We start from the raw sequence: 19,725 nt of genomic DNA, 5'->3' as shown, positions 1-19,725 counted from the left end.
GGCGACAACGAGAAAGTGCTGATGGCTGACTTCATAGCGGTTATCCGGCGTGCCGTGGACGGCCTGTCGAACAATACACCAGAGATGCGTGCCAAGGTCTATGACAAGGCACGCAGCGCCGTGCTGCGGCAGCTGGAGAACATGAACCCGCGGCCGCCGGAGGCCATGATCCAGCGCCAGCTGACCAAGCTGGATGTCGCGATAGAGGAGGTCGAGGCCGAGCACGCCGAGGCCATGCCGGAGGAGGAAGCCGTCGCGACCTTCGAGGAGGCGATGACGCCTCAGCCCACTGCGGAAGACGAGTGGGCTGAGCAGTCTTCGTCCGCCGAAGAACGTGAGGCCGAAGCTCAGCCTGTCGTGGTCGAGGAGCCTGTCCAGGAAGAGCCGGTCGCCCGGCCAGCCGAGGATTGGGCTGCCCCGGCTGAGCCGGAATACCATTCGGAACCGGAGGCTATTGCCGAGCATCAAGAGTACGCGGAGCCTGAAGAGCATGCCGAGGCGGCCTATGCCGAGGAGGCGGAGCAGGCGCGCGAGCCGGAAGCCGAGCAGGAAGCTCCGGTCCAATGGGCCGACGAGCCAGTGCAAACCGTAGAGGAGCCGGTAGAGGAAACCGTGGTGCCGGCAGTGCCGGCCTATGAGGACGTCGACCATTCCGCGTTGCCGCCTGTCGAGCAGGAACAGGTCTATGCCTCGCCGACCTTGGAAGAGGAGCCGGAAGAGCACCGCGCGAGTGTAAGGGCGGACGAGGCCGAGGCGGAAATCGCTGAGATCGAGTCGGTCGCGCCCGAACCCTCTGTCTTTGAGCCGGCGCCGGTCGTTCCTGCCTATAATCGTGTGATGGAAGTCCCGATAACAGGTGGCAGTGATTGGAGTCCTAGGGGCCCGGCGAATGCTGATGTCGATCAGGCGGGGCCTGTAGAGCCGCAGCCTGACGTTGCTCAGCCGGTTGAATACGAGCCGTGGGAACTGCCGGTCGAGCCCGCTGCCGCCGCGCCCGAGGCTTCGCAGTCCGCCGCACTCGATCTTCCCGATTGGGACAGTTCCACCTACGCCCAGCCGTCGGCGACGGCGGTTGACAGTGCATCGCGCGATCTGCCGGCCGCCGAGGATTTCTCCGACTGGTTCGCCGAATACGACAAGCCGAGCCCGTCGCAAACGACGGGTGCGGTTGAGGGCGAGGTTCCGGCTGTGGAGCCAGCGCCGATACAGCCGGGAGTCGCTCCTGAGGCCGAGGTGCCGCCACGGGATGGAGAGGATGTCGATGCCTTTCTTGCGGAAACCCAGCAGCGCGTCTATCGGATTGAACCGAAGCAACGGCGCAACTACGCGCCGGTCGTGCTTGGGATTCTTGGGGCGGCGCTGATTGCCGGTGGCGGTTTTGCTGCCTGGAGCTATAGGGACCAGGTTTCACAATTTATCGCCGGGTTGACTGGGTCGAGCCCGGCCACCGAAACGGCACAGACGCCGGAAACGCAACCCGGCGCTTCGACCGGTGCGGAGACTGCGACGGGCCAGCCGGCGATGGCTGATGGCGGCAAGGCCCCTGCCAAGGAAGCGGCGGACGATGGCGCCACCAGTGGCCAGAAGTTTACCCAGCGTCTGAAGGCGGATGGGACGGAGGTTGACGAAGGGGCTGGTACAACGGCGCCGGGCGGGCCTGCGACCGAAGGCAAGTCCGTTTCCCAGCAAAATGTCGCCTCGGCCGTCGAACCGACCGATCAGCCAGCCGTCGGCACCAATGCCGGCGTGCCGCAGGCAGTGGCACCCTCGGGCACGGCGCCGGCATCGGGCGTTGCCGCGGCCGTCGACGGCGAGCGTGCTTTTCTCTATGAGGAGCGGCTGGGACAGACGACGCCCACCGCGATCCCGGGCACGATCGCATGGACGGCCGTGCGCGAGACAGGTGAGGACGGCAAGCCCAATCCCGAGATCCAGGGCAAAATTACCTTTCCCGATCGCGGCCTGACCGCGCTGATGACCATAAAACGCAATTCCGACAGCTCATTGCCTGCCAGCCATCTGATCGAGGTCGTCTTCTCCCTCCCGGCGGATTTCGAAGGTGGGGCGATCGACAAGCTGGAGCGGATCTCCATGAAGCGGACGGAGCAGGATCGCGGCGACAATCTCGTCGCGGTGTCGGCAAAGATTACCGACGATACCTATCTGGTGGCGCTCAACGACTTCGCGGACGTGGCGAAGTCCAATCTCGATCTCCTGGCCAATCGCGGCTGGATCGACATACCGATCAGCTATCGCAACGGCCGTCGTGCTCTTTTGACGCTCGACAAGGGAGCCGCAGGTGCGGCTGTCTTCGATCAGGTCATGAAGGAATGGGCGGCCCTCGGTACGCCTGGCAACTGATCGCTACGCCGTCACGATCCGCAAATGAAAACCCGGGTGGCCAAGACCCGGGTTTTTTGATGTTCGCATGAATGGGCGTTCGGACGCTTAGGCCTCGACGACGCGAAGGGCCGAGGCGCGCTCAAGAGCTTCCTTCTGCACCGCTTCCTGCACTTTTTCGAAGGCGCGAACCTCGATCTGGCGCACGCGTTCGCGGCTGATGTCGAACTCTGCGGACAGCTCTTCAAGTGTCACCGGATCTTCGGACAGGCGCCGCGCCTGGAAAATGCGGCGCTCGCGGTCGTTCAGCACGCTCATGGCCTTCGCCAGCATGTGACGACGGGTTTCGAGTTCGTCCTGCTGGATCAGAACCGTTTCCTGGCTCTCATGGTCATCGACCAGCCAATCCTGCCACTGGCCGGATTCGCCCTCGGCGGCACGGATCGGCGCGTTGAGAGAGGCGTCGCCCGAGAGGCGGCGGTTCATCGAAATGACCTCTTCCTCCGACACCTTGAGCTTGGTGGCGATTTCAGCCACCTGCTCCGGCTTCAGGTCGCCTTCCTCGATCGCCTGGATCTTGCCCTTGAGACGGCGCAGGTTGAAGAACAGCCGCTTCTGGTTGGCGGTCGTGCCCATCTTCACCAGCGACCAGGACCGCAGGATATACTCCTGGATCGACGCCTTGATCCACCACATGGCATAGGTCGCCAGGCGGAAGCCGCGCTCCGGGTCGAATTTCTTGACCGCCTGCATCAGGCCGACATTGCCCTCGGAAACGACTTCGCCGATCGGCAGGCCGTAGCCACGGTAACCCATGGCGATTTTGGCGACGAGACGCAGGTGGCTGGTGACGAGCTTGTGGGCCGCGTCACGATCACCGTGCTCGGCGTAACGCTTGGCGAGCATGTATTCTTCCTGCGGTTCCAGCATGGGGAACTTGCGGATCTCGTCAAGATAACGATTGAGACCGCCTTCACCGGCGGTAATGCTAGGCAAATTATTGCGGGCCATAAAGCACCCCCTTCTATCTTCGGCCCCCTGGTAAGTCGGCGGGCCTGATCTCCGTGGATTTCTCAAAATCCCACAGAAACCCAGCTAACAGATAAGTGTGGCCAAACCCGGATACAAGGGGCGTCGCGGATCACGACCGTGTGAGGGGTGCGCGCCACAAGCGTGACATTCAGCCGCCCCACCTTGTCTCGCAATACGATCGAGAAAGCCGCTCAGATCGCCCGCAGCGCGTCGATGATTTCCTGCATATCGGCGGGGATCGGCGCGGTGAAGCGCATGGTCTCGCCGGCGGTCGGATGCTCGAAGGCGAGCAGATAGGCATGCAGCGCCTGGCGGGGGAAGGCCTTGACCGTCGTGCAGGCCGGTTCCGGCAGGAGGTTTACCTTGGTCTTGAAGGCGGCGCCGTAATCCTGGTCGCCGATCAGCGGATGGCCGATATGGGCCATGTGAACGCGGATCTGATGCGTACGGCCGGTCTCCAGCCGGCATTCGACCAAAGAGGCGATGCAGGTGGCATCCGGTTTCTCGCCATAGCGCTCGAGCACCTGGTAATGGGTGATCGCCTCACGGGCATCGTCGGTATCCTCCTTCTTGACGGTGCGCTTGGTGCGGTCACCGGCACGGCCGAGCGGGGCGTCGATCGTGCCGGTAAGGCCACGCGGGCGGCCCCAGACGATCGCCTGATAGGCGCGCTCCAGGGGGCCTGTGCGACCATGGTCGGCGAACTGGTCGGCGAGATGGCGATGGGCGAGGTCGTTCTTGGCGACGACCATGACGCCGGACGTATCCTTGTCGAGGCGGTGTACGATGCCGGGGCGCTTTACGCCGCCGATCCCCGAAAGACTGTCGCCGCAATGGTGGATCAGGGCATTGACCAGCGTGCCGGTCCAATTGCCGGCGCCTGGATGGACGACGAGACCGGGCGGCTTGGCGATGACGATCAGGTCGGCGTCTTCGTAGAGCACCTCAAGCGGAATATCCTCGCCTTTGGGTTCCGGGTCCTCCGGCTCGGGTAGGATGATCGTCAGGCGGTCGCCCGGCCGGACCTTGCGCTTCGGTTCGGTGACGGCCGCATCGTTGATGGTCACGGCCCCCTGTTCTATGAGCGCCTTGACGCGGTTACGCGAAAACTCGCCTTCAAGGGCTCCGGCCAGCCAGGCGTCAAGGCGACCTTCGGCATCTTCTCCGGCAATCAGGTCTTTTCTTGCCGCCTCGGCTTCGTTAAAGGGGTCGGTCATCTGTCATCCCATGTGATGAACCACCGGTGGCGCGGCTCATAGGTTTCGCTGCCACTTGGCACAGACTGCCGCCTTCGACAATCGCAAGCCATGTTTCGTGGCTGTTTTTCCCTGAACAATGGTTCGCATCGGGGAAAAAGACCAGACCTTGCGGACTCTAGGAACAGAGACCTTAAACCATGGCCCATCTCGACGACGACGAACAGGACGACAAGCCGCTTGATCCGGCGATGGAGAATGTCCGCCGCAAGATGGTGAAACTCCAGCTGGTCTCCGGCGGCATCATGCTGTTGATGTTCATGGCCGTGCTCGCGGCAATTGTCTACAAGGTCACGCGCCCGGACGGCACGGAAAAGCCCGTTGCATCGTCCGGCCTTGCCATCCCGGCAGATCAGCCGCTCAACCTCAACGCGTCGCTGCCGGCCGGCTTCTCGGTGACTTCGACGGATCTGTCGAGCAACCAGATCCTGTTTTACGGCACGACTGCTGACGGCGTGAAAAAGGCGCTGGTATTCGATCTGTCGGTCGGCCGGATCATCGCCGACGTCACCGTCTCCGCCAACTGATCGCAAGTGCCGGCGATGACCGAACGCACGCTGATTGCCATCGAGGACCCGGCCGATCCACGGATCGTCGAGTTTTCGCAGATCCGCGAGCGCGATCTCACCGGGCGCGCCGGCCAGTTCATCGCCGAAGGAACGGTGGTGCTGCGGATGCTCGCTGCCGCGAACCGGGCCGGCCGGGGCATTCGCGCCGAGAAGCTGCTGCTTCTGCGCAACCGGGTGGACGGCGTGGCCGATCTGCTCGCGGCCTTTCCCGGCGACGTGCCGGTCTATGTTGCCGAAGCTCCGGTGCTCGATGCGATCGCCGGATTTCACCTTCACCGAGGCGTGCTGGCCCTTGGCCGGCGGGACGTCGGCGACTCTACCGACACGTTGATCGCCGCGCTACCGCAGGAATCACTCGTTCTGGTCGGCTGCGGCATTTCCAACCACGACAATGTCGGGGCCCTGTTCCGCAACGCCGCCGCCTTCGGAGCGGACGCGGTGCTGCTCGACGAGACCTGTTGCGATCCGTTGTACCGCAAAGCGCTGCGCGTGTCGGTCGGCTCGGTGCTGACCACGCCCTATGCGCGCTCCGGTTCGAGCCAGGCGTTGCTCGGCGGCCTTTCGGAGAAGGGTTTTGCCATCTGGGCGCTTTCCCCCGCAGGGGAGGTGGAAATTGGCGAAATCGTGCCGCAGGCGCGCATGGCGCTGGTCATGGGCACGGAAGGCGAGGGTTTGCCGAAGGCGATCCTCGATCGTTTTCACACAGCGCGGATCGCCCAGTCTCCGGGGCTCGACAGCCTGAATGTCGGAACAGCGAGCGGGATCGCTCTCTACAGTATGGCAAAGGCAATGGGCCGCTTGCAGGGGTAGGCTGACCTTGTCATTTGTCGATTCTGGCGGTTACGATTACTCAGGCCGTGGAGACTGAGAAACCTGAGGTCCGGCTAGCGACGGCTCGATTGCCAGCACGCGCTCGGCCAGCGTCAGTTCCTTGCCGGCTCCCCGGGTCGAATTGGCCCGCAGCAATTCCGGAATCGGCGACTTTTCGCCTTCATTGGCGGCTGTCAGGACAATCATCTTTGCGGCGATGTCGGCGATTTCCTCGCGCAGCGCCTTATCGTTCGCTCCGGTCTTGGCCTTGATCAGCCGTTCCGTCAGCGCCGTATGGCGGTGGCGCAGTTCCTCGGCCAGATCCGCAGTCACGGCTGCCGCGATAGGGGCGGGGCTTGCTTCCTCCTGTTCGGCGACGGCGATCTCCTTGAAGTCAGGCACGGGAAGGTTTGCCGCGCGCAAAGCCTTGACTGCGGCACGTACCTGCGCGTTCGCAGACTTCACTCCCGTCTTGAGACGGGCAATCTCCCTGGTGCGCCGTTCGAGCAGTGCCTCCTTGTCGACGCCTTCGGCCATCGCCTGGGCCAGGCGATCATCGAGCCTTAGGACCTTGTGTTCCTCCTGGGCGAGCCGGATTTCCGCGTCCTTGGCGCGCTTGGTGACCAGCCGGGTCTCCCGACGCAGTTCCTCACGTTCGTCGCGCAGGGCCTGCACGCGCATCTTGAGGTTCTCGATCTCGGTCTCCCGCGTCGTTCTCTCGATCTTCAGGTTGTCGATGTCGGACAGCATACGTTCGATGCGTTTGACGAGCGCGGTGATCTCGAGATCCTTGGCAACGGCGGATTCTTCGGTTCGGCGCAGGGCCTCCTTGAGATTGGTGGCGTCGATTTCGGTCCGGCGAAACTTGGAGCGGGAATCCGCGGCCTCGACGCTCATGTCATGAATCTGGGCCTTGAGATCCTGGTTTTCACCAAGCAGGCGGCTGGCTTCCTTGACCAGTGTTCCATTGGAGATCTGCAACGAGACCGAAGCCTCGCGCTCGCGCAGCAGTTCCTGCATCGTCCTGGCGTTTTCCGCGGCATAGACGGCACGGGCCATGTCCTTCTGCGCCCTGATCTCCTGCGGGCTCAACGGCATCGTCGCTTTCAGGCGGTTTTCCGTATAGAGGACGATGCGCCTGTGAACGGCTGGCGCAACCAGCATCGCGATGAGCGCTGCGGCGAGGAAACCCAATCCAAAAAGCAGAGCGTATTCGATCACGGGTGTGCCATTTTTATTTTATTCTGACGTATCAACCAATAAACATGCGCCGCCTGTGAGGACAAGCGGCGCAACGGTGTACGGTTGATGAATTTCTCCGTCCCGACTGGAACGGCACGACCTGGTGTGGCCCCGCGAACGCAGGGTCAGAAGGGATTCCAGGTCGGCGAGGGAGTCAGCTTGAGATAGCCGACATTGATGCCGAGGCGGGCGCCCAGGCCGGTGCGAATAGGTACAAGCACAACATTCCGGCTCTTCATCACGGTCATGCCGACGCCGGCAACCACATAGGCCGAGCCGCTGATGCCGCCATAGCGGGTAAAGAGGCTGTCGACCGACGGCAGGTCATAGACCAGCATCATCACCCGTGTGCCGTTGCCGCCATAATCGATGCCGAGCGAGGGGCCTTGCCAGAAGACGTCGTGCTGGCCGGCGTTCTTGGTGTTGAGCTGGCCTTCGCCATAGGTGAGGCCGGCGACAAACGCGCCGGACCCTTCCTGGCCCAGGATGTAGCCGTTCGGCAAGCCGTGCTGCTGGAAGGCTTGTTCGATCACCTTGGCAAGCGCGCCGCTGGTTTCGCCGAAGAAGCCGTGTCCGGCATCGATGATTTCCTGGGCGCTATATTCACCTTGGGCATTCGCCTCGCGCGTTGCCAGCGCAAGGCCGCAAAGTGTGAAAAGCGTGGCTACCATAAGCATCCGCAGGGCGGCGAAATCGCGGGTTGTCAAAAGTCGCATGGGGCTCCTCCATCGGTATTCGGTGCAATTGGCATCTCCAATGCGGGTAAAGCTATTTAGAGAGCATCCTATTAATAATCGGTTTACCAAATATGGTGTCATTATGGCCGTGAGAAATCCGACCACACCGGACGCAAAGTCACGCGCATCCGGCCCTTCCGTGGGGACAGATCTTCAGGAGAGACCGATGCCGAAAAATCCCACCCTGACCCTAGCCGGTCCCGACCTCGCCGCGCTTTTGTGCAGTCGTGTTTGCCATGACGTCATCTCGCCGGTCGGCGCGATCAACAACGGTCTGGAACTGCTTGATGAGGGCGGTGCAGATGCCGATGCGATGGACCTGATCCGTACCAGCGCGCTCAACGCCTCTGTCCGACTGAAGTTCGCTCGCCTCGCCTTCGGCGCTTCCGGTTCCGTCGGCGCATCGATCGACACCGGCGAGGCCGAAAAGGCGGCCAAGGACTTCGCCGCCGCCGAGAAGAAGACGGAGGTCAGCTGGACCGGCCCGCGTGCCATCATCGCCAAGAACCGGGTGAAGATGCTGCTCAACCTGTTCCTCGTGGCCTATAGCGCCATCCCGCGTGGTGGCCAGTTGGACATCACGCTGGAAGATCCGGAAACCGACGCCAAGTTCAAGATCACGGCCAAGGGGCGGATGATGCGTGTACCGCCGAAGTTCGCCGAGATTTGCAGCGGCGCGAACGAGGAGGCGATCGACGCCCATTCGATTCAGCCCTACTATACGGTTCTGTTGGCTGATGAATGTGGCATGGAGCTGAAATATACGGTCACCGAGGACGAGATCGTCTTCACCGCCGAGACCGTGGGCAGCGCCTGAGCATTTGAGCCGTTATCACTGTGCCGTTGAGAGACACGCCCTCTGGGGTGTGTTTCTTCACTTCGCCTGTTGTCCCTCCGGCACGGTAACGTTTCATTAGTTGAAAGCATCTAACATCACTGTCAGGTACCGCACATCCATGAGGGGATGGAGCGAGACACGGGAGTTGACGATGCAGCGCATGATGATCGCGGACGGTTCTGATGTGGTTCGCAAGGTCGGCAAGAAGATTCTCTCTGAGATTGGCTTCCTGGTGCTTGAGGCAGCTTCCGCTCGCGAAGCGCTGATGCGCTGTGAAGTGGAATTGCCGAACATCATCATTGTCGATGCCGGGCTCGAAGGCGCAATCGACCTGATCGCCAACATCCGCGCACTGCCGGAAGGCAAGAGCGTCCTGATCTATTATTGCGTCGTCGAGGCGGACCTGAAGACGATGATGGCCGGCAAGCGTGCAGGAGCAAACGACTTCCTGCTGAAACCGTTCGATCGGAAGATCCTCACGCAGATGTTCACCGATAAGGCGATCGCCGCCTGACAAGGCTCTGCTCCCACAGCGTTACCGATCACACGCCCCGCACCGCCGGGGCGTTTTTGTGTCGGGCAACCCCATGGAAGGAGGAAGGTGGCTCCATGCAAAAACAAAAAACCTGCCCGGGTGAGGGGCAGGTCGAATGCAGCGCGGGGAGGCGCCTGAGCGGGTGTCAGGCGGTTTCCATGTATTCGGCACTGTCCGGCTCACGCAGCACATAGCCGCGACCCCAGACCGTCTCGATATAGTTCTCGCCGCCTGCGGCATTGGCAAGCTTTTTGCGCAGCTTGCAGATGAAGACGTCGATGATCTTCAATTCAGGCTCGTCCATGCCGCCATAAAGGTGGTTCAGGAACATTTCCTTGGTCAGAGTCGTACCCTTGCGGAGCGAAAGCAGCTCCAGCATCTGGTATTCCTTGCCGGTCAGATGAACGCGCTGGCCGCCGACTTCGACGGTTTTGGCATCCAGGTTCACGATCAGTTCGCCGGTGATGATGATCGACTGGGCATGGCCCTTTGACCGACGGACGATGGCATGGATACGCGCGACCAGCTCATCTTTGTGGAACGGCTTGGTCATGTAGTCGTCAGCGCCGAAACCGAGGCCGCGAACCTTGTCCTCGATGCCGGCCATACCGGAGAGGATAAGGATAGGTGTCTTGACCTTGGAAAGCCGCAGCGTGCGCAGCACTTCGTAGCCGGACATATCCGGCAGGTTCAGGTCGAGCAGAATGATGTCGTAGTCGTAGAGTTTTCCAAGGTCCACGCCTTCTTCGCCAAGATCGGTCGTGTAGACGTTGAAACTTTCCGATTTAAGCATCAGCTCGATGCTCTGCGCCGTGGCGCTATCGTCTTCGATGAGTAGAACCCGCATAATTATCCCCTTTACCGCCGCCGACAGGTCGTACTTGGCCCCCTACGCGATACGGATCCAGTCGTTGCCTGATTTGAAGGCTGCCACCAAATGGTTAACAAATTCTGATTCCTTATGGCAAGGTGTATCGAATTTATTAAACAAAGATAGCAGTCTCCTGATTTTTCATCTGTTTTCGGCATCGCCATAGTTGAATCAGAATGCGAGAAATTCCCTCTAACCGATTCATTTGACTCATCATTGTCATAGGCCTTTTAAGGCCCTGGCATTTACTGACCCTTAAATGATCTCACCTATCATTAACGATGCCCGTAAACGAAAGGTTACCAAAGGTAGGTTTTTGTTAACGCCGCCGTTTTTTTCGAGAATGATTCGTCGGGAAATCGGTCTTGGCATTTTGTCAGTATGTGTGGCGGGAGGTCTCGCATCACAGGAGTATTGCGTATGAAGTCGCGTGAGAGCCTAGTGCGCCTGAAAGGATTTCAGGTCACCGAAAAACGTCGGCAATTGCAACAGTTGCAGTCAATGATGGCGGAGTTCGAACGAATGGCGAAGGAACTGGAAAACCAGATCGCCATCGAAGAGAAGAAGTCCGGGATCTCTGATCCGAACCATTTCGCCTATCCAACTTTTGCCAAGGCGGCCCGCCAGCGGGCCGACAATCTCCAAGTGTCGATCCGCGAGTTGAAGGTCCAGCAGGAAGCGGCCGAATTTTCGCTTGAGGAGGCCGAGGCTGAATTTGCCAAGGCGTCAGCGCTCGAAGAGCGTGATGGTCAGATGCGTATCCGGGCCTGAACCGGGATCGCTAGAGACCGGAACGGGACCAGCGGCGGCGCGGAGCGGATCCGTGGCGTCGTTGAGCCGTTTCGACGAAACCTGTCCGGGCGGAAATTTTCCGGCCGGACAGAGTCATGATTGGATGACGTCGCGCCATTCCGGGTTTCGCTGCGCCTGCGCCTTGAAAAACGGGCAGAGCGGGATGATTTTCCAGCCACCGCGCCGGGCGTCTTCGACTGCGTGAAGCGCCAGAGCCTGACCTGCGCCCTTGCCGCGCATATTGTCGGGTACTTCCGTATGATCAATGATGATCAGTCGTGGCGAGGCACGCGAATAGGTCATGATCGCTGGTGTGTCGTCGGGGAGTATGTGCCCCAAGTATCGGCCGCCCGAGCCGGATTCCTCTTTGCTGATTTCCATCGGTTCACCTTCGCATTCGATTTGGATCTGACGTAACATCCCCAGGTTTTCGCGGCAATGACGCGCCGTGTAAGGTCGCGAAGGCGACCGCGATTCGGGTGAGGGCCACGGGGATGGTTTGGATTATCGCAGCGATGGTGGTGTTGGCTCCCATGTGGCTCGCACTCGGGATCGTTCTGCCGCTGGTGCGGTTTGAAAAACTCTATTTTTTTACTGAAAATCCGTCGCTGATCGAGATCGTCGCGGCGCTCTGGCGGGACGGCAATGGAGGATTGGCGACCGTGGTGGGCCTGCTGTCTGTCGTTTTTCCGGTCGTCAAGATGGTCGGGCTCACGGCCGAGGCCTTCATGCCACCCGGTCCGCAAGCACGTAGGGGACTTATGGTCTTTCTGGTCCCGATCCTGTCGAAATGGTCTATGATGGATGTGCTGTTAGTGGCGATCGTCATCTTTGCCGCCAAAACCAGCGGTCTGGCCGAGGCCTTTACGCAGCCGGGCTTATGGTTCTACGCGGCCTCGTCGCTGCTTGCCGGGTTGCTGCATCATCTGCTGGAGCGGCGGCGGTCTCAATAGACAGCGTGCGCGCAAGGAACGTGTCCTGCGCGCACGAAAAATCCATCTGGGAGTGGGCGGCGTAAGCCGGCCCGACGCCTTGTCAGTGGCGGTATTGCTGGATGCGCGTGGTGCGCAGGCCCGGCAGTCCGTGATCATTGATCGACGACTGCCAGGAGAGGAACTCCTCAACCGTCAGGGTGTAGCGCTCGCAGGCCTCTTCCAGGCTCAGCAGACCGCCGCGGACCGCTGCGACAACCTCGGCTTTCCGACGGATCACCCAACGGCGTGTATTGGCCGGCGGCAGATCGGCAACGGTCAGCGGGCTGCCATCAGGACCGATGACATATTTAACTCTGGGGCGGATCATTTCGGTCATTGGACTCTCTACACATACTCAAGACCACTCGAGGGCATCCTAGCGGGCCACCTTTAAAATTTGCCTAAGCGCATTGTAAGCATTTGATAATTATTTTCGCGATCGGCCTGAGGGGGGCAAGGGCGGGAGACGGCGCAAGAATCTTGCCTGCCGCTGCGTAAACTTGTGGCAACTGCATAGGAGTTATGCTGATTTAGAAATTTTCTAGGAATGAAAATGTAGTAGAAGCCAGCCAGCTATAATTCGTATGGCTATGTCTCGGCGCTGTAAGCTCAGGGCGCACGAATTTGACGCGGTCCGGGCGGGACCGAAAGATCGGCACCAGTTCCGTTCTCTACCGTTCAGTTAATGTTCGTTCGATGCGTGAATCGAATATGCGGCCGGACGAATTCGGCCGAAAGGAGCTAAATGTTCAGGATGACCGAGTCGATCCTTTGTCAGGATGAAGGCCATGGTGCCTCGGGTTTGCCCCTTGATGAGGAGGGCATTTGCCCGATCGGCCGGCAATATGTCGCGCTGGGGCAGCGTTTTGGCTTCGACCATGTTCTTGTTTCCACCTTCCCGAAGGCTGACAAGCCGGAATTCGCAGCGAACATCTTGTTTTGCAACTGGCCGGCCGAATTGCGGGAGCGTTATCGGCTGGAGGACCAGTTTTCGGCGAGCCTCCTGGTTCAGCGCCTGAAGCAGAGCATTGTGCCCTTCCAGGCCAGCGAGTGCGTTTTCGTCGATGGCCGGGACCGGGATGCTCAGCGAAGCCTCGCCGGCGCCTTCGAGGATCGCGGCATGAGCTCCAGTCTCGCTTACGCCGTCCATGATTGCAGCCTTGCACATTATCTGTTCGTCTTTTCCGGCCAGCGGGCGGCGTTGGAGCGATCGGAGATCGCCGATCTCTATCTCGAAAGCGTTGAATTGCTGGACAATTGCTCGAGCCTGATCGCCCAGAAGGACGGGCCGCGCGAGAAGCTGTCGGCGCGTGAGATCGAGTGCCTGCGCTGGTCGGCCGCCGGCAAGAGCAGCGACGAGATCGCTATCATCCTTTCGATCTCGAGTCATACCGTCGTCAGCTATCTGAAGAGCGCGATGCGCAAGCTCGACTCGGTCAACCGCATGCAGGCGGTTGCCCGCGCCTGCCGTTTCCGCTTGCTCTGATGGGCTGGCGGCTTTCCTTTTGCTGGGACGCGGGCGAATCTCTCGCTTCCAAAGGGCAGTGCTAAAGCATCACGACGTTGATCTCCGTGTGACCATAGCCGAACAGCAATTGCGCGGTTCCTGAATGAGCAAGGGTGAGAACGTCGCCTTGAGCAAGCGAGGCTATGGCGGTTGCCGATTGCGTGCCGGCCGCGCCGTTCACCGCAGCAATATCGCTTGTTCCGTTCGCCTGAAGCGTCACGCCATGGCCCGATGACGTCTGTGCCCTGACATTAAGCGCGAGGAGGTAGGTTCCTGCCGCTGGCACCACCAGTTCATGTCCGTGGCCGGACGCCAATGCCGCGCCGAGCGAAAATCCCCCGCCCACGAAAAAGAGATCGTCAAAGCCTGTCAGCAGACCGGCTGCCGGCGAGAGGCTGCCTGATGTCCGTGCAGCTCGTACCCTTGGGCGTTGGTCCATCAGCACTCGGCCCTCCGGCGTAATCGCCAGCGCCGTCGTCCAAAGCCCGCCGTCGCCGCTGACCTTGATGGCGAAGCGGTCGTCGCCGGCGAGACCCAGCTCCGCCTTGCCCTGCCAGTCCGACTGGAACAAGAGGGATGCCGTGTCCGAGGCGGTTGCCTTGTTGATCTTCAGCCGATGGTCGGTGCCGGCATGGGTGAAGAGGCTGGCTGGGGCCGACACGGCAAGGCGATTGGTCGCGTTGGGTGTCATGGCGATACCGAGGGCCGACACTTGCGGTTGCGCGGGCAGGGGGATGTCTGTCCATTCCGGTCCGGTGAAGACCTTCAATCTCTGATCGGTGCGATCGTAGCAAAGCCAGCCGGTGCGCGGCGCAATGAAGATCCAGGCGCCATCCTGCCGAACGGCCAGGCGGCCCTCGCGGCCGGCCCAGTCCTCCGTCGCGCCCGGCAAGATCCAGAAACACTGGCCCTCGGCCGGTGAGGCGGGTGGTGCGGTGAGGCGTGCCGCAAGCACCAGCTGGACAGCCGCATCAAGGGCCTGCAAGGCTTCATTGTGGGTGACGTGTTTCTGTGCCTGGGCCGGTTTGATGTAGGGCAGGGCGAGATTTACGGTGGTATCCGACATGGCCTTGTTCTCCGCTTCGACGGGTTCGATGCGGACAAGTCTCGCCGACAAATTCGGCTATGGGGACATTTGCGGGGCGGAGCCTTGAAAAGATTGGCCTTTCCTCGATCTATTTCCCCGTTTTCCGGCACTGCACCGAACGCTGTCGCGTGTTTATGAGGCGAATGGCCAGGTGGCGCACGCGCGCGTCTGGCTGTTTGTTCATGGCTTGGAAGTGACGCTGGCGCGAACCGTCGGGCGACGGCTTCGTCGGCGATCAGCGTTTGATCCTATACGTGATCCTGTCTGGCCGACAGGTCGGCTGTCTGATCGGGGCCGTCGCGACGCCGAAGCCTGAGCCGCTCCCATCGAACGCCTGCGACGGATTCAGTATCTCGTGGTGTCGCTTTGTGATTAGCCTGTCGGTGGTTTGGCGGCTATGCTGGCACAAAGTCCGGCATTTCGGGGCTGGCGATGCTTTCTCGCTGGTTGCAGAGCGTTTATGCGTTCATTGAGATGTGGGCGGAAAAAAGCCCAAATGAAGGCAAATTCCCAACAGTGAAAAACACGGTGCACTCTAAAAAATCGGCAGTTTGTGCCGTATTTTTGGTTAATATGCCGAATAAAAAACCAAATTGCGCGTGATTGGCGATAAAATGCGCGCTGCCTAGTTTTTGGACTTCACATTTTTGTCGAAAACGCTATCAAATCTGGGCATGTTAAGAACCCCGTTAGGGGACAACATAAAAAGGGACGCGCAACTTAAGCTCGCGCCCGGGGGATTGGTAATGGAGTACTTTATCCAGCAGCTCATCAACGGGCTGACTCTTGGATCCATCTATGGCCTGGTGGCAATCGGCTATACGATGGTTTACGGCATCATCGGCATGATCAACTTCGCCCATGGCGACATTTTCATGCTCGGCGGCTTCGCCGCTCTCATCGTCTACCTTGTTCTCACTTCGTTTTTTGCCGGCATTCCGGTGGCTTTGGCATTGCTGATCATGTTGATCATCGCAATGCTGATGACTGGGTTGTGGAACTGGACGATCGAACGCGTCGCCTATCGGCCACTGCGCGGGTCTTTCCGCCTTGCGCCGCTGATCACGGCAATCGGTATGTCGATCGCCCTTTCGAACTTCATCCAGGTTACGCAGGGTCCGCGCAACAAGCCGATTCCGGCTCTGGTCAACGATGTCTTCCATCTCGGTTCGATCACGATCTCGCTGAAGCAGATCCTGATCGTCGTTATCACCTCGGTGCTGCTCGCCGCCTTCTGGTACATCGTCAACAAGACGCCGTTGGGCCGCGCTCAGCGCGCCACTGAGCAGGACCGCAAGATGGCGGCGCTTCTTGGGGTCGACGTCGACAAGACCATCTCCATCACCTTCGTGATGGGCGCGGCGCTCGCTGCCGTCGCAGGCACGATGTACCTGATGTATTATGGTGTTGCTTCGTTCAACGACGGTTTCATCCCGGGCGTCAAGGCGTTCACCGCCGCGGTCCTCGGCGGTATCGGTTCGCTGCCAGGCGCGGTCCTCGGCGGCTTGCTGATCGGTCTCATCGAGTCGCTATGGTCGGCCTATTTCAGCATCGCCTACAAGGATGTCGCGACCTTCGGTCTCCTGGCTTTCGTGCTGATCTTCAAGCCGACCGGTATTCTTGGTCGACCGGAAGTCGAGAAGGTCTGATCCCATGACGAATTCTGCAAACGTGGCCGGCACGTCTCAATCCGGTACCCTTGCGCGTGCGCTCAAGGAAGGCGTCTTTGCCGGCGTCGTGTCGCTCGGCCTGTTCATTCTCTATGTCGGCATCAAGACCGACCAGAACATGAGCAATGAGCTGGTCTGGTATCCGCGCTGGGGATTGCTGGCGATCTTCGTCGCCGTCGCCGCCGTCGGCCGCTTCCTGATCGTCGGTTTCTACCATCCGTGGAAACATCAGCGGAGGGAGCGTCAGGCCCAGGCTCAGGTGCCAGTGCATGAGATCGAGGCCAAGCTCTCGTTCTTTCACAGGCACTTCCTGAAGATCGCCCTGGTGGCGCTGTTCCTCTATCCGCCGGTGATCGTTGCGCTCACTGGCATGCAAGGCGCGCTGAAATATGTCGACAATTTCGGCATCCAGATCCTGATCTATGTCATGCTTGCCTGGGGGTTGAACATTGTCGTCGGCCTCGCCGGTCTGCTCGACCTCGGTTATGTCGCCTTCTATGCGGTTGGCGCCTATTCCTATGCGCTGCTGTCCCAGCAGTTCGGCCTGTCCTTCTGGGTGCTCCTGCCGCTGTCGGGTATTCTGGCCGCTTTCTGGGGCATTATCCTCGGCTTCCCGGTGCTGCGACTGCGCGGCGACTACCTGGCGATCGTGACGCTGGCTTTCGGGGAAATCATCCGCCTCGTATTGATCAACTGGACCGACGTCACCAAGGGCACCTTCGGCATTTCCGGCATTCCGAAGGCGACGCTGTTCGGCATCAAGTTCGACGCCTCGCCAAACGGCTTCGCCAAGATGTTCGACCTACCGATGTCCTCCGGCTATTACAAGATCTTCCTCTTCTATCTCATCCTGGCGCTGTGCCTGCTCACCGCCTATGTGACGATCCGCCTGCGTCGTATGCCGATCGGTCGCGCCTGGGAAGCGCTGCGTGAAGACGAGATTGCCTGTCGTTCGCTCGGCATCAACACCGTGACGACCAAGCTGACGGCCTTTGCCATCGGTGCGATGTTCGGTGGCTTTGCCGGCTCCTTCTTCGCCGCCCGCCAGGGCTTCGTTTCGCCGGAGAGCTTCGTCTTCCTGGAATCGGCCGTTATCCTCGCCATCGTCGTTCTCGGCGGCATGGGGTCGCTGACCGGTATCGCGATCGCTGCGATGGTCATGGTCGGTGGTACGGAACTGCTGCGCGAAATGGAGTTCCTGAAGGTTGTCTTCGGGCCTGACTTCACGCCGGAACTCTACCGCATGCTGCTGTTCGGCCTTGCCATGGTCGTGGTCATGCTGTTCAAGCCGCGCGGTTTCGTCGGCACGCGTCAACCGACAGCCTTCCTCAAGGAGAGCAAGGCTGTCTCGGGAAGCTTTACCAAGGAAGGTCACGGCTGATGACTTCCGGAAACAATACGATGACGAACGACACGCTCCTCAAGGTCGAACATCTCTCGATGAAGTTCGGCGGGCTCATGGCCATCAACGACTTCTCGTTCGAAGCCAAGCGCGGGGAAATCACCGCGTTGATCGGGCCGAACGGCGCTGGCAAGACCACGGTGTTCAACTGCATCACCGGCTTTTACAAGCCGACGATGGGTATGATCACCATGTTCCAGAAGAATGGCAGACAGCATCTGCTGGAGCGCTTGCCCGACTTCGAGATCACCAAGAAGGCGAAGGTCGCCCGTACTTTCCAGAACATTCGGCTGTTCTCGGGTCTGACCGTCCTGGAAAACCTTCTGGTCGCGCAGCACAACGCGCTTATGAAGGCTTCGGGCTACACCATTCTCGGTCTTCTCGGCCTGCCCGCCTACAAGCGCGCGGCTGAAGCGGCGATCGAGAAGGCAAAATACTGGCTCGAAAAGGCCGATCTTATCGATCGTGCCGACGACCCGGCTGGTGATCTTCCCTACGGTGCGCAGCGGCGCCTGGAAATTGCCCGTGCCATGTGCACCGGACCTGAACTGCTTTGCCTCGATGAACCGGCGGCCGGCCTCAATCCGAAGGAATCGTTGGCGCTCAATACGCTTTTGCGCAGCATTCGCGATGAGGGGACCTCGCTGCTTCTGATCGAGCACGACATGTCCGTCGTCATGGAAATTTCCGACCACGTCGTCGTGCTTGAATACGGGCAGAAGATCTCCGACGGCACGCCGGATCATGTGAAGAATGACCCGAAGGTGATTGCCGCCTATCTGGGTGTCGAGGACGAAGAATTGGACGATGCGATCCATGAAGTCGAAGCCGTTTCGGGAGGGAAGAACTGATGTCTTCTGAACCGCTTCTCAAGGTACAGGGTGTTGAAACCTATTACGGCAACATCCGCGCCCTCGGTGGTGTGGATGTCGAGGTTCGCCAGGGCGAGATCGTCAGTCTGATCGGTGCCAACGGCGCCGGCAAGTCGACGCTGATGATGACGATCTGCGGCAGCCCGCAGGCGCGTGCCGGAACGATCACCTTCGATGGGACCGACATCACCAAGATGCCGACGCACCTGATCGCACGCCGCCGCATCGCGCAGTCGCCGGAAGGTCGTCGTATCTTCCCGCGCATGACGGTCATGGAAAACCTCCAGATGGGTGCCGGTCTCGACAACCTGAAATATTTCAATGAGGATGTGGAGAAGATCTTTACGCTCTTCCCGCGTCTGAAAGAGCGCCAGAGCCAGCGAGGCGGCACGCTTTCCGGCGGCGAACAGCAGATGCTCTCCATCGGCCGCGCGCTGATGTCCCGTCCGAAGTTGCTGCTTCTCGACGAGCCGTCGCTCGGTCTCGCACCATTGATCGTCAAGGGCATCTTTGAATCGATCAAGAAGCTCAACAAGGAAGAGGGGCTGACCGTCTTTCTCGTCGAGCAGAATGCGTTCGCGGCGCTGAAACTCTCCGACCGTGCCTATGTCATGGTCAACGGCTTGGTCACCATGAGCGGAACCGGCAAGGAACTGCTCGCCGATCCGCAGGTTCGTGCGGCCTATCTCGAAGGCGGCCACCACTGAGCGGGCAGGGGGAATAAACTATGCAAGGCTTGTTTTTCGAAAGCGATACCGGTGTCCGCTACGTTCTGCGCGTCCTGGTCCTTCTCCTGGGTTTCTGGACCGCCTGGCGGGCCGGCAGGGCGACAGCCGAGGGGTGGCAGGGCTACGCGACGGTCGTGATTTACACCCTCCTGCTCGGCGTTGTGATGCGCTTCCTACATTTCGCGCTGTTCCAGGGACCTATGATCAGCCCGCTGCTTTACGGCATCGATGTGCTGGTTTTGCTTGTGTTTTCCACGGCCGGTTTTCGGTCGCGGCGGACAACCCAGATGGTCGATAACTACTATTGGCTATACGAGCGGACTTCGGTCTTCTCGTGGAAGAAGAAAGATTGACAGCCGCGTTTTTATTGTCGCAGACTGGCAATAAGAGCATGAGCTTTCAAAAGAGTGGAACAGCTTTTCCGGTGCAGTCATGGTGGGTATTGTGCCGGGTTTTTCGAAAC

The 19,725-nt window shown here is 60.1% G+C and carries 21 protein-coding genes; 13 read left to right on the top strand and 8 right to left on the bottom strand.

The window, feature by feature from the left end; all coding sequences use genetic code 11:
* Positions 1–21 precede the first annotated feature (21 nt).
* Entirely contained in the window at positions 22–2,361 is a 2,340-nt protein-coding gene (locus RNA01_RS12775) for a hypothetical protein (RefSeq protein ID WP_147180597.1), read from the top strand.
* A gap of 87 nt (positions 2,362–2,448) precedes the next feature.
* On the opposite strand, the gene rpoH is transcribed toward RNA01_RS12775, so the two are convergent.
* Both rpoH and RNA01_RS12765 read right to left on the bottom strand, forming a co-directional pair.
* A complete protein-coding gene (rpoH, locus tag RNA01_RS12770; protein ID WP_147180596.1) occupies positions 2,449–3,351 on the bottom strand; it encodes an RNA polymerase sigma factor RpoH in 903 nt (300 codons plus the stop codon).
* 212 nt (positions 3,352–3,563) lie between these two features.
* Positions 3,564–4,589 carry an RluA family pseudouridine synthase gene (locus tag RNA01_RS12765; RefSeq protein WP_147180595.1) on the bottom strand — a complete coding sequence of 342 codons (1,026 nt, stop codon included), beginning with the start codon at positions 4,587–4,589 and terminating at the stop codon, positions 3,564–3,566.
* A gap of 179 nt (positions 4,590–4,768) precedes the next feature.
* On the opposite strand from RNA01_RS12765, the gene RNA01_RS12760 reads away from it, so the two are divergent.
* On the top strand, positions 4,769–5,155 hold the full coding sequence (locus RNA01_RS12760) for a hypothetical protein (RefSeq protein WP_147180594.1): 387 nt from the start codon (positions 4,769–4,771) through the stop codon (positions 5,153–5,155).
* Between the two features lie 15 nt (positions 5,156–5,170).
* On the top strand, positions 5,171–6,007 hold the full coding sequence (locus RNA01_RS12755) for a TrmH family RNA methyltransferase (protein ID WP_147180593.1): 837 nt from the start codon (positions 5,171–5,173) through the stop codon (positions 6,005–6,007).
* A 36-nt stretch (positions 6,008–6,043) separates the two neighbouring features.
* Here the strand turns inward: RNA01_RS12755 and RNA01_RS12750 are convergent, their stop codons facing one another.
* Entirely contained in the window at positions 6,044–7,228 is a 1,185-nt protein-coding gene (locus tag RNA01_RS12750; protein ID WP_147180592.1) for a coiled-coil domain-containing protein, read from the bottom strand.
* A gap of 146 nt (positions 7,229–7,374) precedes the next feature.
* Positions 7,375–7,965 carry a DUF1134 domain-containing protein gene (locus RNA01_RS12745; protein WP_147180591.1) on the bottom strand — a complete coding sequence of 197 codons (591 nt, stop codon included), beginning with the start codon at positions 7,963–7,965 and terminating at the stop codon, positions 7,375–7,377.
* 187 nt (positions 7,966–8,152) lie between these two features.
* Between RNA01_RS12745 and chpT the strand changes: the two genes are divergently transcribed.
* Both chpT and RNA01_RS12735 read left to right on the top strand, forming a co-directional pair.
* Positions 8,153–8,803: a histidine phosphotransferase ChpT gene (chpT, locus tag RNA01_RS12740; RefSeq protein ID WP_147180590.1), complete on the top strand. Its 651-nt coding sequence runs from the start codon at positions 8,153–8,155 to the stop codon at positions 8,801–8,803.
* 172 nt (positions 8,804–8,975) lie between these two features.
* Positions 8,976–9,338 carry a response regulator gene (locus RNA01_RS12735; RefSeq protein ID WP_147180589.1) on the top strand — a complete coding sequence of 121 codons (363 nt, stop codon included), beginning with the start codon at positions 8,976–8,978 and terminating at the stop codon, positions 9,336–9,338.
* A gap of 166 nt (positions 9,339–9,504) precedes the next feature.
* On the opposite strand, the gene ctrA is transcribed toward RNA01_RS12735, so the two are convergent.
* The gene (gene ctrA, locus RNA01_RS12730) at positions 9,505–10,206 is read right to left on the bottom strand and encodes a response regulator transcription factor CtrA (protein WP_075639712.1); all 702 of its coding nucleotides are present in this window, start codon (positions 10,204–10,206) and stop codon (positions 9,505–9,507) included.
* Between the two features lie 444 nt (positions 10,207–10,650).
* On the opposite strand from ctrA, the gene RNA01_RS12725 reads away from it, so the two are divergent.
* Complete coding sequence (locus RNA01_RS12725; protein WP_147180588.1) at positions 10,651–11,001, top strand: flagellar export protein FliJ; 351 nt, start codon at positions 10,651–10,653, stop codon at positions 10,999–11,001.
* 114 nt (positions 11,002–11,115) lie between these two features.
* On the opposite strand, the gene RNA01_RS12720 is transcribed toward RNA01_RS12725, so the two are convergent.
* Positions 11,116–11,403, bottom strand: coding sequence for a GNAT family N-acetyltransferase (locus RNA01_RS12720; protein WP_147180587.1), 288 nt, complete (start codon positions 11,401–11,403; stop codon positions 11,116–11,118).
* Between the two features lie 113 nt (positions 11,404–11,516).
* Between RNA01_RS12720 and RNA01_RS12715 the strand changes: the two genes are divergently transcribed.
* Complete coding sequence (locus RNA01_RS12715; RefSeq protein ID WP_147180586.1) at positions 11,517–11,975, top strand: paraquat-inducible protein A; 459 nt, start codon at positions 11,517–11,519, stop codon at positions 11,973–11,975.
* 82 nt (positions 11,976–12,057) lie between these two features.
* On the opposite strand, the gene sciP is transcribed toward RNA01_RS12715, so the two are convergent.
* Positions 12,058–12,333 carry a CtrA inhibitor SciP gene (gene sciP, locus RNA01_RS12710; RefSeq protein WP_147180585.1) on the bottom strand — a complete coding sequence of 92 codons (276 nt, stop codon included), beginning with the start codon at positions 12,331–12,333 and terminating at the stop codon, positions 12,058–12,060.
* Positions 12,334–12,750: 417 nt separating this feature from the next.
* Here sciP and RNA01_RS12705 point away from each other — a divergent pair, with 417 nt between their 5' ends.
* Positions 12,751–13,482 (top strand): helix-turn-helix transcriptional regulator, encoded by a 732-nt coding sequence (locus RNA01_RS12705; RefSeq protein ID WP_170253442.1) that lies wholly within the window; start codon positions 12,751–12,753, stop codon positions 13,480–13,482.
* A gap of 61 nt (positions 13,483–13,543) precedes the next feature.
* Here the strand turns inward: RNA01_RS12705 and RNA01_RS12700 are convergent, their stop codons facing one another.
* Positions 13,544–14,569, bottom strand: a complete 1,026-nt coding sequence (locus tag RNA01_RS12700; RefSeq protein ID WP_147180583.1) for a DUF2793 domain-containing protein — start codon at positions 14,567–14,569, stop codon at positions 13,544–13,546.
* Positions 14,570–15,336: 767 nt separating this feature from the next.
* On the opposite strand from RNA01_RS12700, the gene RNA01_RS12695 reads away from it, so the two are divergent.
* The 5 genes from RNA01_RS12695 to RNA01_RS12675 are packed head-to-tail and all read left to right on the top strand — an operon-like array spanning position 15,337 to position 19,615.
* The gene (locus RNA01_RS12695) at positions 15,337–16,239 is read left to right on the top strand and encodes a branched-chain amino acid ABC transporter permease (protein ID WP_147180582.1); all 903 of its coding nucleotides are present in this window, start codon (positions 15,337–15,339) and stop codon (positions 16,237–16,239) included.
* A 4-nt stretch (positions 16,240–16,243) separates the two neighbouring features.
* Complete coding sequence (livM, locus tag RNA01_RS12690) at positions 16,244–17,641, top strand: high-affinity branched-chain amino acid ABC transporter permease LivM (protein ID WP_147180581.1); 1,398 nt, start codon at positions 16,244–16,246, stop codon at positions 17,639–17,641.
* Positions 17,641–18,513: an ABC transporter ATP-binding protein gene (locus RNA01_RS12685; RefSeq protein ID WP_147180580.1), complete on the top strand. Its 873-nt coding sequence runs from the start codon at positions 17,641–17,643 to the stop codon at positions 18,511–18,513. Before livM ends, RNA01_RS12685 begins: the two co-directional genes overlap by 1 nt.
* Positions 18,513–19,241 (top strand): ABC transporter ATP-binding protein, encoded by a 729-nt coding sequence (locus RNA01_RS12680; RefSeq protein ID WP_147180579.1) that lies wholly within the window; start codon positions 18,513–18,515, stop codon positions 19,239–19,241. Before RNA01_RS12685 ends, RNA01_RS12680 begins: the two co-directional genes overlap by 1 nt.
* A 20-nt stretch (positions 19,242–19,261) precedes the next feature.
* A complete protein-coding gene (locus tag RNA01_RS12675) occupies positions 19,262–19,615 on the top strand; it encodes a DUF6867 family protein (protein ID WP_147180578.1) in 354 nt (117 codons plus the stop codon).
* The last annotated feature ends 110 nt before the right edge of the window (positions 19,616–19,725 follow it).

The organism is Paenirhizobium naphthalenivorans, assembly GCF_007992095.1.
Classification (GTDB): domain Bacteria; phylum Pseudomonadota; class Alphaproteobacteria; order Rhizobiales; family Rhizobiaceae; genus Allorhizobium; species Allorhizobium naphthalenivorans.
The sequence above is the reverse complement of the archived record's forward strand: the minus strand, read 5'-3'. Positions and strand labels throughout refer to the sequence as shown.

Excerpts from the sequence above, each read along its gene's own strand:
- RNA01_RS12765 (WP_147180595.1), bottom strand. The coding sequence starts at position 4,589 with ATGACCGACCCCTTTAACGAAGCCGAGGCGGCAAGAAAAGACCTGATT.
- RNA01_RS12675 (WP_147180578.1), top strand. The coding sequence starts at position 19,262 with ATGCAAGGCTTGTTTTTCGAAAGCGATACCGGTGTCCGCTACGTTCTG.
- RNA01_RS12685 (WP_147180580.1), top strand. The coding sequence starts at position 17,641 with ATGACTTCCGGAAACAATACGATGACGAACGACACGCTCCTCAAGGTC.
- RNA01_RS12735 (WP_147180589.1), top strand. The coding sequence starts at position 8,976 with ATGCAGCGCATGATGATCGCGGACGGTTCTGATGTGGTTCGCAAGGTC.
- livM (WP_147180581.1), top strand. The coding sequence starts at position 16,244 with ATGACGAATTCTGCAAACGTGGCCGGCACGTCTCAATCCGGTACCCTT.
- RNA01_RS12755 (WP_147180593.1), top strand. The coding sequence starts at position 5,171 with ATGACCGAACGCACGCTGATTGCCATCGAGGACCCGGCCGATCCACGG.
- RNA01_RS12680 (WP_147180579.1), top strand. The coding sequence starts at position 18,513 with ATGTCTTCTGAACCGCTTCTCAAGGTACAGGGTGTTGAAACCTATTAC.
- ctrA (WP_075639712.1), bottom strand. The coding sequence starts at position 10,206 with ATGCGGGTTCTACTCATCGAAGACGATAGCGCCACGGCGCAGAGCATC.
- RNA01_RS12695 (WP_147180582.1), top strand. The coding sequence starts at position 15,337 with ATGGAGTACTTTATCCAGCAGCTCATCAACGGGCTGACTCTTGGATCC.
- RNA01_RS12725 (WP_147180588.1), top strand. The coding sequence starts at position 10,651 with ATGAAGTCGCGTGAGAGCCTAGTGCGCCTGAAAGGATTTCAGGTCACC.
- RNA01_RS12700 (WP_147180583.1), bottom strand. The coding sequence starts at position 14,569 with ATGTCGGATACCACCGTAAATCTCGCCCTGCCCTACATCAAACCGGCC.
- RNA01_RS12705 (WP_170253442.1), top strand. The coding sequence starts at position 12,751 with ATGACCGAGTCGATCCTTTGTCAGGATGAAGGCCATGGTGCCTCGGGT.
- RNA01_RS12715 (WP_147180586.1), top strand. The coding sequence starts at position 11,517 with ATGGTTTGGATTATCGCAGCGATGGTGGTGTTGGCTCCCATGTGGCTC.
- rpoH (WP_147180596.1), bottom strand. The coding sequence starts at position 3,351 with ATGGCCCGCAATAATTTGCCTAGCATTACCGCCGGTGAAGGCGGTCTC.
- sciP (WP_147180585.1), bottom strand. The coding sequence starts at position 12,333 with ATGACCGAAATGATCCGCCCCAGAGTTAAATATGTCATCGGTCCTGAT.
- RNA01_RS12745 (WP_147180591.1), bottom strand. The coding sequence starts at position 7,965 with ATGCGACTTTTGACAACCCGCGATTTCGCCGCCCTGCGGATGCTTATG.
- RNA01_RS12775 (WP_147180597.1), top strand. The coding sequence starts at position 22 with ATGGCTGACTTCATAGCGGTTATCCGGCGTGCCGTGGACGGCCTGTCG.
- chpT (WP_147180590.1), top strand. The coding sequence starts at position 8,153 with ATGCCGAAAAATCCCACCCTGACCCTAGCCGGTCCCGACCTCGCCGCG.
- RNA01_RS12720 (WP_147180587.1), bottom strand. The coding sequence starts at position 11,403 with ATGGAAATCAGCAAAGAGGAATCCGGCTCGGGCGGCCGATACTTGGGG.
- RNA01_RS12760 (WP_147180594.1), top strand. The coding sequence starts at position 4,769 with ATGGCCCATCTCGACGACGACGAACAGGACGACAAGCCGCTTGATCCG.